The organism is Buttiauxella sp. JUb87 (genome assembly GCF_004361975.1).
Lineage (GTDB): Bacteria > Pseudomonadota > Gammaproteobacteria > Enterobacterales > Enterobacteriaceae > Buttiauxella > Buttiauxella ferragutiae.
Window position 1 is genome coordinate 132,972 of sequence record NZ_SNVY01000005.1, and the last position, 12,191, is coordinate 145,162.

The 12,191-nt window shown below is 46.2% G+C and carries 12 protein-coding genes and 1 pseudogene; 9 read left to right on the top strand and 4 right to left on the bottom strand.

Annotation, left to right across the window (positions count from 1 at the left end; genetic code table 11):
- Positions 1–8: 8 nt before the first annotated feature.
- Entirely contained in the window at positions 9–1,670 is a 1,662-nt protein-coding gene (locus tag EC843_RS17740; RefSeq protein ID WP_243739158.1) for an RHS repeat-associated core domain-containing protein, read from the bottom strand.
- A gap of 81 nt (positions 1,671–1,751) precedes the next feature.
- Between EC843_RS17740 and EC843_RS17745 the strand changes: the two genes are divergently transcribed.
- Positions 1,752–2,009: a SymE family type I addiction module toxin gene (locus tag EC843_RS17745; RefSeq protein ID WP_279535816.1), complete on the top strand. Its 258-nt coding sequence runs from the start codon at positions 1,752–1,754 to the stop codon at positions 2,007–2,009.
- A gap of 50 nt (positions 2,010–2,059) precedes the next feature.
- Here EC843_RS17745 and EC843_RS17750 read toward each other — a convergent pair whose 3' ends face one another.
- Both EC843_RS17750 and EC843_RS17755 read right to left on the bottom strand, forming a co-directional pair.
- Positions 2,060–2,437, bottom strand: a complete 378-nt coding sequence (locus tag EC843_RS17750) for a hypothetical protein (protein ID WP_133522743.1) — start codon at positions 2,435–2,437, stop codon at positions 2,060–2,062.
- 16 nt (positions 2,438–2,453) lie between these two features.
- A complete protein-coding gene (locus EC843_RS17755) occupies positions 2,454–5,096 on the bottom strand; it encodes an RHS repeat-associated core domain-containing protein (RefSeq protein WP_133522744.1) in 2,643 nt (880 codons plus the stop codon).
- Here EC843_RS17755 and EC843_RS17760 point away from each other — a divergent pair.
- The 8 genes and pseudogenes from EC843_RS17760 to EC843_RS17795 all read left to right on the top strand — a co-directional run.
- Positions 5,082–6,269 (top strand): annotated as a pseudogene (locus EC843_RS17760) (type VI secretion IcmF C-terminal domain-containing protein); the annotation flags it as partial. The gene EC843_RS17755 and the pseudogene EC843_RS17760 sit on opposite strands and share 15 nt — an antisense overlap.
- Positions 6,270–6,343: 74 nt before the next feature.
- The gene (locus EC843_RS17765) at positions 6,344–6,823 is read left to right on the top strand and encodes an Hcp family type VI secretion system effector (RefSeq protein WP_064539989.1); all 480 of its coding nucleotides are present in this window, start codon (positions 6,344–6,346) and stop codon (positions 6,821–6,823) included.
- Positions 6,824–6,840: 17 nt separating this feature from the next.
- Positions 6,841–7,716 (top strand): hypothetical protein, encoded by an 876-nt coding sequence (locus EC843_RS17770; RefSeq protein WP_064556643.1) that lies wholly within the window; start codon positions 6,841–6,843, stop codon positions 7,714–7,716.
- Entirely contained in the window at positions 7,703–8,185 is a 483-nt protein-coding gene (locus tag EC843_RS17775) for a DUF1240 domain-containing protein (RefSeq protein WP_133522745.1), read from the top strand. Before EC843_RS17770 ends, EC843_RS17775 begins: the two co-directional genes overlap by 14 nt.
- 65 nt (positions 8,186–8,250) lie before the next feature.
- Positions 8,251–8,721 carry a DUF1240 domain-containing protein gene (locus tag EC843_RS17780; protein WP_064556647.1) on the top strand — a complete coding sequence of 157 codons (471 nt, stop codon included), beginning with the start codon at positions 8,251–8,253 and terminating at the stop codon, positions 8,719–8,721.
- A gap of 92 nt (positions 8,722–8,813) precedes the next feature.
- Positions 8,814–9,281 carry a hypothetical protein gene (locus EC843_RS17785; protein WP_133522746.1) on the top strand — a complete coding sequence of 156 codons (468 nt, stop codon included), beginning with the start codon at positions 8,814–8,816 and terminating at the stop codon, positions 9,279–9,281.
- 66 nt (positions 9,282–9,347) lie between these two features.
- Positions 9,348–9,815, top strand: a complete 468-nt coding sequence (locus EC843_RS17790) for a DUF1240 domain-containing protein (protein ID WP_133522747.1) — start codon at positions 9,348–9,350, stop codon at positions 9,813–9,815.
- A 112-nt stretch (positions 9,816–9,927) separates the two neighbouring features.
- Positions 9,928–11,256 carry a type VI secretion system ImpA and VasL domain-containing protein gene (locus tag EC843_RS17795; protein ID WP_133522748.1) on the top strand — a complete coding sequence of 443 codons (1,329 nt, stop codon included), beginning with the start codon at positions 9,928–9,930 and terminating at the stop codon, positions 11,254–11,256.
- A 157-nt stretch (positions 11,257–11,413) separates the two neighbouring features.
- On the opposite strand, the gene EC843_RS17800 is transcribed toward EC843_RS17795, so the two are convergent.
- A complete protein-coding gene (locus EC843_RS17800; RefSeq protein WP_064540247.1) occupies positions 11,414–12,175 on the bottom strand; it encodes a hypothetical protein in 762 nt (253 codons plus the stop codon).
- Positions 12,176–12,191 lie beyond the last annotated feature (16 nt).

Here is a 12,191-nt window from a genome sequence, read left to right on the forward strand (position 1 = left end):
TAAACACCTCAATAGGATGAATCATCAAGAGGAATATGGGCACCATTAGGATCTGATTTAAATTTCCCCCATGTACCATCGGTTCTAAATACTTCTCCAGTTGAAGTATTTTTTATACTTGCTGTTGGGCCACTTGCAGCATTGGAATTAGGGAATTTGGCTGCTGCTGATGGATTAGCACCATGGCCATGTACGGTATAACTACCCGAGTCATATTTAAATCCACCACCAGGGAATTTTGCTGGATCATGCGCCCATGAATTAAGGATGCCATTTTGATTTGCCCAAGCATCAATATCAGCTTTACTTACTCTACCATTATTTACTATTTCAGAAGGATCGGTATTGCTTGTTAAGGTCTTACACAGCCCCAGCGGATCAACCCACCTCAGCGGATTCGGCACATACCCGTACGGATTCACCCCACCCAGCAACCCTATCGGGTCTGCCGAAATGTACTGTCCCGTTTCACTATCATAGTAACGGAAGCGGTTGTAGTGCAATCCGGATTCTGTATCTTCGTATTGCCCCGGAAAACGTAACCTGCAACTTAGGCTGTCATCATTTGCACTTTCTTCCCGACCCCAGAGCTGTTGCCTGCCTCGCCAGACGATGGTGCCGTCTTCAGTCAGTAATTCCTGAATGCGGCCGACGGTGTCTGTGACGGCATAGTGCAACTGGCCTTTTTCATAACGCGCCAGTGGTGTGAAGCTGCCTGGCTCGTAAATCCAGCGAATACTGTCGTCATATGCCGGAGTGCCACCGGCATACACCGGGATTTCTTCGGTCAGCTGGTCGCCATTCCAGTGGAAGTCGTAACCGGTTTTCTGGCGGTTGGTGCAGCGTTTGCTGATGCGCCTGCCAGACGGGTCGTAGCGGTATTCCCAGCGTTCGCCGTCCGGGGTTTCCAGCGCGGTGAGCTGGCTTCGGGCATCCCAGCGGTAGCGCCACTGGAGAGGGCGGTAACCGCCTTTATCCACCAGTTTTTCCACCAGACGACCGTTAACATCATATTTCCAGGTGATGTTGTGTTCGTTCACCACCCGGACAAAATTTCCGTCTTCCGGTTTCCCGCTGTCGGGGTTGATGCGTGAGGTGGTGTGCCGCCAGGCTTTATGCTCCCGCGATGCGACCCGGCTATGCTGCTGTTGCTGGTAGGCTTCGCTTTCCATTACGTCATTCACCCAGGTCTGGCGGCGGGTGATATTGAGGTTCTGGTCATAGGTGAAGCGTTCTTCGCGCATTGGCACACTGCTGCTGCCGGTCCAGGTGGAGTGGCTTATCTGGTCGTTCGCGGTCAGGGTGTGAACTGCGGTACCGCGCAGTGAGTCGGCAATCATTGTCAGGTTGTAAGCCTTGTCGTACAGCCACTGACGTTGCAGGTCTTTATTGCGGGCGTCTGGTTCAGTGTTACTGCCGGCGCGCTGCTGCGTCAGCATCCCGGTTGGTGTGTAACCCAGTTGCTGACGGAAGCCGGTGTCACTCTGTCGGGTGATTTCGTGGCCGCGCAGGTCGTGGGTGAAGGTCAGTGGCGCTTGGTCTGCTATCTGCCACTGTGTCAGCTCTCCCATTAATCCACGGGTGAAGTATTCGGTAATACCCGCAGAGGTGCGCTTCGTGACATAATCCTGTTGTGCATCGAACCGGTACTCAACAGCGCCGCTGACCACAGGCAACTAAGAAGGTAGTTAATTATGGCTGAGCACGATTGTATTTAAGAATCAGGGATTTCCAAAGCGCAGCGCCGTTATATTGTTGGCTATGTGCCGAACCGGGGCGATACCGGTACACCGAATATTCATTTAAAGGGTAAATGGCTGAAAGAGGCGGGGTTTGAGACGGGCGCACATCTTACAGTGAAAATAGCTGATGGCTGTATTGTGCTTATTAAAGACAGCGATGAAGTAGATGCGCTGAAGCATGAGCAGGAAGCCCTACGTCAGCAACTGCGGGATATAAAAATGGCTAATCGTAATATTAAAGCAGCGCCGTGGGGGATGGCGGGTTAAGTCAAAGGACCGGAAAGATCTGAGGATCCTTCCGGTCACGCTTAATTCCATTAACTTATCCTGTTTAATAGGATTTCAACATAAGATTTATCACCGTTATATATGAATCCGTCACCACCATCAGGCAAATCTAGTTTATTAGATATTATAGATTTCAATAGATTAACTTTTGAAACATGCTGTTGCTTGGAGAAATCAATATCTGTATAAAAATGTTCGCTCTTTGTAGTTTGTCCTTTCAATTTAATAAATCTTTCAGCACTACTCATAGATTCAGTATCTGATTGATAATTCTTATAATACTCAAAAAACAAATTCAAATCTCCAATCAATGAAAAACCGACAGTCAGCTTAGAACCATCGACTGAAACCTCTCGTTCAATTAATGGGATATCTTTTATTTCCCGACAATCCAATACAACCTTCATAAAATAACTCCAGTATTTAAGGTGTGATGATTATTCCGGCTTTAGTTCCATCAGGGAATAAAATGTTATAATGTGGATTTGTATCGTGCAATATATTATTAGAATCATGAACAGTATCTGAGAGTGGGTTTTTGGTATTATATAAATCACCGCGATATGTACCTTTTGGTTGTTTCCATACATCACCGAACGCAGTGTCTTTGAAAAGATAACCCGAATTAGCAGGGAAATTATCAACATGCGGCCTTAATTCAGACATATAATCTAATAATTTCCTCGCATCCTCTGCGCTTCTGACAGTCACATCCTGACCATTGCGTAACGCTTCCATATCGCGTAATTGCTGAGCGGCCGGAGGACAACAAGCCAGCCCCAGCGGATCAATCCACCCCAGCGGGTTATGCACATACCCGTAAGGATTCACCCCACCCAGCAGCCCTATCGGGTCTGCCGAAATGTACTGTCCCGTTTCACTATCATAGTAACGGAAGCGGTTGTAGTGCAATCCGGATTCTGTATCTTCGTATTGCCCCGGAAAGCGTAACCTGCAACTCAGGTTGTCATCGTTAGCACTTTCTTCCCGACCCCAGAGCTGTTGCTTGCCGCGCCAGACGATGGTGCCGTCTTCGGTCAGTAATTCCTGAATACGACCGACAGTGTCTGTGACGGCATAGTGCAACTGTCCTTTCTCATAACGCGCCAGTGGTGTGAAACTGCCTGGCTCGTAAATCCAGCGAATACTGTCGTCATACGCCGGAGTGCCACCGGCATACACCGGGATTTCTTCGGTCAGCTGGTCGCCATTCCAGTGGAAGTCGTAACCGGTTTTCTCGCGGTTGGTGCAGCGTTTGCTGATGCGCCTGCCAGACGGGTCGTAGCGGTATTCCCAGCGTTCGCCGTCCGGGGTTTCCAGTGCGGTGAGCTGGCTTCGGGCATCCCAGCGGTAGCGCCACTGGAGAGGGCGATAGCCGCCTTTATCCACCAGTTTTTCCACCAGACGCCCGTTAACATCGTATTTCCAGGTGATGTTGTGTTCGTTCACCACCCGGACAAATTTTCCGTCTTCGGGTTTCCCGCTGTCGGGGTTGATGCGTGAGGTGGTGTGCCGCCAGGCTTTATGCTCCCGCGATGCGACCCGGCTATGCTGCTGCTGTTGGTAGGCTTCGCTTTCCAGTACGTCATTCACCCAGGTCTGGCGGCGGGTGATATTAAGGTTCTGGTCATAGGTGAAGCGCTCTTCGCGCATTGGCACACTGCTGCTGCCGGTCCAGGTGGCGTGGCTTATCTGGTCGTTCGCCGTCAGAGTGTGGACGGCGGTACCGCGCAGTGTGTCTGCAATCATTGTCAGGTTGTAAGCCTTGTCGTACAGCCACTGACGTTGCAGGTCTTTATTACGGGCGTCCGGTTCAGTTTGACTTCCGGCTCGCTGCTGCGTCAGCATCCCGGTTGGTGTGTAACCCAGTTGCTGGCGGAAGCCGGTGTCACTCTGTCGGGTGATTTCGTGGCCGCGCAGGTCGTGGGTGAAGGTCAGTGGCGCATGGTCTGCTATCTGCCACTGTGTCAGCTCTCCCATTAATCCACGGGTGAAGTATTCGGTGAGTCCTTCAGTGGTGCGTTGTGAGATATAGTCGCGTTCTTTTTCCCATGTATATTCAGTGCGTCGGCCGTTGAGGGTTTCGGCAGTAATGCGACCGGCCTCATCATATTCATAATTGACGGTAGCATCGTCATTCTTCGCTTCGACCAGACGGCAGAGGGTGTCATAACGGAAGAGGGTGGTGCTGAGTACGCGGGTGCTGTCGCCCTGAGTGACGTCCTCGCGTACGACCTGGTCGGTGACGTTATATACCCGGTTAAGGTGGGCGCCATCCGGGAAAGCAGTGCAGATACAGCGGCCTGCGGCGTCGTAGCGGTAATTCAGCGTTCTGCCGGTGAAATCGGTTTCAGCAATCAGCTGCCCGGCTTTGTCGTAGGTCAGACGGTAGTGCTCACCAGCGGCGTTGGTGATTTCAGTCAGGCGGGTGAGTTTATCGTAACGGCATTCCAGCCGTTCACCGTCCGGGCGTATCACCGCCGTCAGCAGGTCGAATGCACCGTATTCATAACGGGTGGTTTTTCCTTCCCCGTCAGTGAAGCTTTCGGGCAGTTTTTCACTGTTCTGACGCATCAGTTCGCGCACACCGTCGGGGCGGTTAATTTCCTCGACGCTGCCCTGTGGCCCGGCATGCTTTTTGCTGTGGCGGAACTGCGTGGTGAAGCCCAGCGGGTCTTTGACGCTCAGCAGACGGCCCAGCATATCCTGTTCTGTGTGTGTGATACCGCCATTCGGGGCAGTGGTTTCCCGCACCTGGTGCAGGGCATCATGGCTCCAGCGCCAGGTCGCGCCGCCGGGAAGAATATGAGCCAGTAAATCGCCCTGTTCGCTGTAGCTGAACTGCTGGCTCCGGCCCTGCGGGTCAGTGAGGCTGACCACGCTGCCGAGCTCGTCGTAAGCCCACAGCCATTGCTGGTCGCCCGGTGTGGTCAGGCGGGTGAGCTGCCCGGCGTCGTTGTACTCGTACCAGAGACTGTGGCCGCCGGGGAGGGCGACATGGCGGATGTCGCCCTCATCGTTATAGTGATATTCAGTGGTGCGCCCAAGGGCAACCTGAACGTGCATAACTATGAGTCGATCACGGAACTGGCAGGGTCGCTGGAGCAAATCATCAGCGGCGACCAACCTCTTCAGCGGGCGCTGACCGCATTGCGGGATAACACGCAACCGGCGGTGTTTTCCGAAAAACTGGATGACAAGGCCCGCGAAGAAGCGTTGGCAGAGCCGGATTACCTGTTGCTGACGCGTCTGGGGCATGAGTTTGCTACCGAAAACAGCACACTGACGGTACAGAAAGACAAAGAAAGCACTCTACAGGCAGTTTACCAACAACTGACAGAGCTGCATCGTTATCTACAGGCTATTCAGAACGCACCGGTGCCGGGTAAATCAGCGCTGAAAGCCGTGCAGTTACGGCTGGATCAAAACAGCAGCGACCCTATTTTCGCCACTCGGCAGATGGCGAAAACATTGCCCGCACCGCTCAACCGTTGGGTAGGCAAGCTAGCTGACCAGGCCTGGCATGTGGTGATGGTGGAAGCTGTTCACTATATGGAAGTGGACTGGCGCGAAAACGTAGTAAAACCGTTCAATGAACAGCTTGCGAATAACTATCCGTTTAACCCGCGTTCATCGCAGGATGCATCGCTGGACGCGTTTGAACGTTTCTTTAAACCAGACGGTATTCTGGACAGCTTTTATCAGCAGAACCTGAAGCTGTTTATGGAAAACGATCTGAGTCTGGTGGATGGCGATAACAACGTGATTATTCGCGAAGATATCCGCCAGCAACTAGATACCGCGCAAAAAATCCGCGACATCTTTTTCAGTCGGCAAAACGGTTTAGGGACTCAGTTTGCGGTGGAGCCGGTGCAGCTTTCGGGTAACAAACGGCGCAGCGTATTGAACCTGGATGGCCAGCTTGTCGATTATAGCCAGGGTCGTAACTATACCGCGCATTTGGTGTGGCCGAACAATATGCGCGAAGGTAACGAGAGCAAGCTGACGATGATCGGTACTGGAGGGAATGCGCCACGAAGTATTAGCTTCAGTGGGCCGTGGGCGCAATTCCGGTTATTTGGTGCAGGCCAATTAACCAACATTCAGGATGGTAGTTTCAGTGTGCGCTTTAATGTGGATGGCGGTGCAATGGTATATCGGGTACATACCGATACAGAAGATAACCCATTTGTTGGCGGGCTATTCAGCCAGTTCAAACTGACGGATACGCTGTACTAAGGATCGATGCCTTCTCAGGTTATTTATCTGATGAAGGCATCACATAATATTTAAACTTATCGTGCGGAATAATTATGGCAAATCTTATATATATGTCTCTTAACGGGGAATTACAGGGGTTAATTTCAGCTGGATGTTCTTCTCTGAATTCTATCGGTAATAAAGCGCAGGTTATTCATTATGATCAAATAATGGTGATGGAATTGTCTCACAGCTTAACTCGGCAGCAGAATGTTAATCACCAGGCGCTAACGATGGTTAAGCCGATAGATAAATCATCCCCTTTATTGGGGAAAGCCATCACAGAAAATGAATGTTTAACTTGTGATTTCAGTTTCTATCGTACCAATCGTATGGGCATGAATGAATGTTATTATAAGCTGAAATTAATTAATGCCAGAATAGCGGGAATTCACCTTCAGGTTCCCCATACTATTGATGATAGTGATGGCCAACCGCAAGAAACTATTGAGCTGACATATGAGTCAATTAATTGGGAGCACTGTACTGCGGGAACCAGTGCATATAGTTTATGGAGCGATCGTATTTTCTAATAATCATTGGAGGCGTTATGGATAACAAAAATCAGAATGCTTCACTGAGTGATTATCTCGGTGAAATAGTGAGTGGCAATGCACCCATTAACCAGTTGTACCCTCAGCACCCTTTTTTACTTGATACACTTAAACTAGAGGAAGTTTTAAATAAAAACACGCAGCACATTATGTTGCTAACCATGGATGAAGCGTATGCCGTTGCTGATGCACTATATGACAAGGGCACTACCTATGCTGGGAATATTAAAGATACGGTAGCGGGTGCAAAAAATATTTTTAAACTGGGGAGTTACAAAGATGCCGGGAAATTGGTTTTTAACTTAAAAGGGTTGGCTGTTAAAGCAACTCCTTACATCCAGAAGGGGGTCACCTATATTAAAATTAGCGGTTATTCTTCTGTGCGTCGAATTCTGAACGGAACCCGTTATGCGGTTAATCACCCACAAATCCTTGAACTGGGTATAGGAAAAGCAGGGATTAATGCCGGGATCATGAGTGGTGCACGGTTCTGCATTTATTTTTCTGCTGCTCAACGTGTCGTGGAGTTTATTTTTTCCGATCATAGTGGGGAGGCTGTTGCCGAATTTATTGGAAATATCACCATGGATGTGGCAAAAGTGATAGTGACTATATATGTGACAAAAATGGTAGTAGCAGGCGTAGGTGCCATGTTTAGTATCACCCTTCCGATTTCTGTAGGGATAGTGCTTATAATTTTCTTGGGAATGATAATCACTTATTCGTTATTTAAAATTGATAAGGAATTTAATTTATCTGAAAAATTAATCACAAGTATCCGAAAGGGAATGGAAGAGCAGCAAAAAGTGACTGAGTGGAATATGAAGAACATGAATCCTTATCAGTCTTCTATGATAAATGGGCAATATTGAAATCATGGATGTTAAGAAATACAAGAAAAAAGTTGTAGCGCTTACAATGGTTATCTTCGCAACAGGTATGATAATGTTTCTTTATTATTATTGTAGCCAGACTATAATGGGTTTGATTAACGGTGAGGATTATATTTTTTATACTTGGGGAAGTATTCCATCCTTTTTTGCATTGCCTGTGATGATTTATGGCGATGTGCTCTGTTTGAGTGTACTTCTTCCATATAGTATGCAAATGACACCTGTTTTGCTAAAGCTAATAATCCCAGCAACAATCTATGCTGTTGCCGAATTGGTTCTGGGATTTATGCTTTCTATAATAATATCTATTTACCCTCTAGGTACTAATTACTATCAATGTAACACCTCCGGTATTGTATCAGGTAGTCATTACGCTAAGAGTAAAGGAATGTGCAAGGCGAGAGAATATTCAGCAAACAGTGAAGGTAAAAATAAAATCCAGAAATAAAAACAACAGGTATTTAAAATTCAGATGATTCTAATTTTTATTAATGATAAAGAGATGTCTACATTATGGATGTTGTGAAAATAAAAGGTATAGCTTCGTCCGTTTTTATTATTGCATTCACGACGAGCATGATTGTGTTTATTTGTAATGAGGCTGGTACGGACACGCTGAGCCTAATTAAAGGTGAGGGTTATATTGTATTTGATTGGAAGCAAATACCTGTATTGCTTTTCATTCCGGCTATGATTTTATTCGATCTATGTGCTCTTTGTATGTTAATTCCAATATGCAGGAAAAAAACAAATCAAGTTATGCAGAAATTACTGATCCCATTGACAATATACTGTGTTGCCGTATTCATTATTGGTTCGATTGTTTCTATGATTATTTCTGTATTCGTTCTTGGTGCTAATTACTATAAATGTGATTCCACAAGTATAGTCTCTTCAGGTAGTCATTATGCTAAGAGTAAAGAGATATGTAGAGAGAGGGCATATTCATCAAGTGGTGAAGATGAAACTCAGAAAACAGAATAATGCTTTTTCAAGTGAATCTGTAGTTATTGTAAATTCATTACAAGCATTTACATGATGGGTAATTCATAAATAATGAATGAGGTGTTGATACAGTGAACATTGAAAAAATAAAAGGAGTATCTTGTGCTATTTTTACAGTTGTATTCCTGACCGGAATGATTGTGTTTGTTTATAATAAAGTAGGGCCTGATACGTTAAAGTTGATTAAAGGCGAGGGTTATATATACTATGACTGGAAACAAATTCCCGTATTCCTTTTTCTTCCGGTTGCAATTGTTTTTGATTTGTTTATATTTCTTATAATAGCCTTGCCATCATGCAGGGAAAGAATAGGTGTGATTGTAAGGAAGTTAATAATACCAGTATCGATTTACAGTGTTGTGGCATTTTTTGTTGGTATTATTATTTCAATGGTTATTTCTGTATACCCTCTTGGCACCGATTACTATAAATGTGATTCCACAAGTATAGTCTCTTCAGGTAGTCATTACGCTAAGAGTAAAGAAATGTGCAAGGCGAGAGAATATTCAATAGACAGTGAAGGCGAAACTCAGAGGTAAATCCAGAAGATATTTAAAGCACAGATGATTATCAATTCCCATTAATGATTAAGAGATGTTTATATTATGGATATTGTAAAGCTGAAAGGTATAGTAGGCGCTGTTTTTATTTTTTCTTTTCTAACAAGTGGGGTGGTGTTTTTTTATACCATTGGTAGTGAGACACTTGTTGGGATGATTAAAGATAACGATTATATCTATTATGACTGGAAGCAAATTCCTATGTTGTTTTTTATTCCAGTCATGGTTTTATTGGATTGTTTGATCATTTGTCTTCTGCTTCCATGCAGAAAGAAAGTTGTTGCGATTACTAATAAACTAATGATCCCAGTAACAGTTTACAGTATTGTCGCATTAGTTTTCGGTTTTCTTTTATCTATCGTTATTTCGATATACCCTCTTGGTACAAATTACTATAAATGTGATTCTACTAGTATCGTATCCTCAGGTAGTTATTATGCTAAGAGTAAAGAGATATGCAAACAAAGAGCATATTCACCTGCGCAGGAAAGCAAAGTAGATTCTATTAAATAATGTTTAATCTGTCGATATTGAATTTGTAAGAGTTATGCGAAATATATAATGAGCACAAGATTATTCTGTACGTGGTTATTTTGTTCTCAATTACATCCAAGGAATAAGTAAAATGAAAGAGACGCAGACCATCGTTACTGGTAGCGACCCGCGCGAATTGCCGGAATTTAGTGCCATCCGCGAGGAAATTAATAAAGCCAATAATCCATCGCAACCGGAACTGAACTGGAAACTGGTGGAATCGCTGGCGCTGGCGATTTTCAAAGCCAATGGAGTGGATTTGCATACTGCAGCTTACTATACGCTGGCTCGCACCCGTACCCAAGGGTTGCCCGGGTTCTGTGAAGGGACTGAATTGCTGGCAGCGATGATAAGCCATGAATGGGAAAAATTCTGGCCGCAGAGTGGCCCCGCGCGCACCGAAATGCTCGACTGGTTTAACACTCGTACTGGCAATATCTTGCGCCAACAGCTGTCATTTTCTGACGCTGACCTACCGCTGCTCTATCGCACTGAGCGGGCATTACAACTTATCTGCGACAAACTCCAGCAGGTGGAGTTGAAGCGTCATCCGCGTGTGGAAAATCTTTTGTACTTTGTGCAGAACACGCGAAAACGGCTTGAACCACAGCTAATAACCAGCGTGCCAGTACAACCGACTGTCCGGACGCTGGTGTACGCACCAGAGGGTGCAGAAACCTCACACGATTTGTTACCGCCCCTTCCTGAATTGCCGGAGATGAGAGTGGCTGTTCATGGTATGGCAGCCAGCCAGCCTATAGCCCAGAAGGGAAATCTCGTTAAGGGATTTGCAGGTGGTGTGTTCTGTAGCGCCGTTGTGGTTGCCGCATTCTGGTGGTGGCAGGTTTACCCTATGCAGCAACAAATCGGTGCAGTGCGCGATACGGCGCAGGGGGCAGCAACTGTGTGGTTAGTATCACCGGATCAGGCGAATTATCAGCAGCGGTTACAGCAACTCCTTACTGTTTCACCGTTGAAACCACTGGAAACGGGTCAACGGATGGTTCGCACGGCAGACAGCCAGTGGCCTGAAAGTTTGCAACAACAGCAAGCGACGGCGCAGTGGAATGACATGCTAAAAGGCCGCTCAGCAAACAGCCCCGAACTTAAGGGCTGGCAGCAGACGCGCACGGATTTACGCGCATTCGCTGAATTGTTAGTACAACGTGAAAAAGCGAAAGAAGGTTTTACACTTTCTTCTATCAAAACCATGGTCTATCAGGCAGAACGGACGCTGAACCAGGAAACACCTCTGGAATACCTGCTGACGCAATACCAGGATGCACACGAGCAGAAGCTGAATACTGATGCTCTGGAAAAACAAATTAATGAGCGGCTGGATGGCGTATTAAGCCGCTGGTTGTTGCTGAAAGACACCACTGTTCTGGGGACGGTAACCGACACTAAAGTTGATAAATAGTACTGACTATCAGGGGGATTAACATGGCAGATTTTTTAACTGACATTAAACAGAAAGTGATAGTTGTTGATATATCACCGTATTTAACATGAAGTACGAAAGTAATATATTTATCAATGCCTGCCGCCATAAATTACAGGCGGCAGATGTGGTGATATTACTGATATCGGTTCACTAGATCTTTAACCACAGCTACAAACGTTTTCTGCTTAAGCTGAATAATCTGTTGCTCTGTTGTATTTATGTTTCCTGACTGAACCGGGAGCACACTGTATTCATAATTGACAGGTGACCAGGTAGCCCATTCACCCGTTGCTACATTCACCAGAGAAAAACGTACCAGGTAACGCAGTGAGGCTGAATCCGTGAGTTTTTCATTTTTATAATCGGACCATGCCATGTTTTTTGTCACAGAATCATATCTGCCTGACTGCAATGTATCCTGGTAAACGATAATGACTCTTTGATGCCCCTTCGCTGCAATATAACGTAACGCCTGCATATAATTCATATTTTCACTGGCAATAATATCCCCACTCTCATTTTTATTACATACAGCTACTTTTTGTCTGTCTGGAATTCCGGTGAATGTCGATACCCGATAGTATTTTTCCATTTCCTGTTGCATGGACATTTCAGGCGCCTTGTTACCTGACTGAACCAGGATAACGGCAGAATTCAGCGGTACACTTAACTTCTCGCCATCCAGTGCTGCCTGAATATCTTCTTCAGATACAGCCAGTGTCGTTTCATTCCCAAAAATGTCTTTGTCGGTCAGTTGCTGTGCGAGGGCATTTTTACTGGCACTACTTTCTGGACGAAATGCTCCGGTTTTTTTTGCATCAATAGGGGAATGTGGTGCACAGCCGGCAAGAAAAAATGCAGCCGCGCACAAAAAGACTGTTGACCTGGAATCCATGCTACTTTCTTCCTTG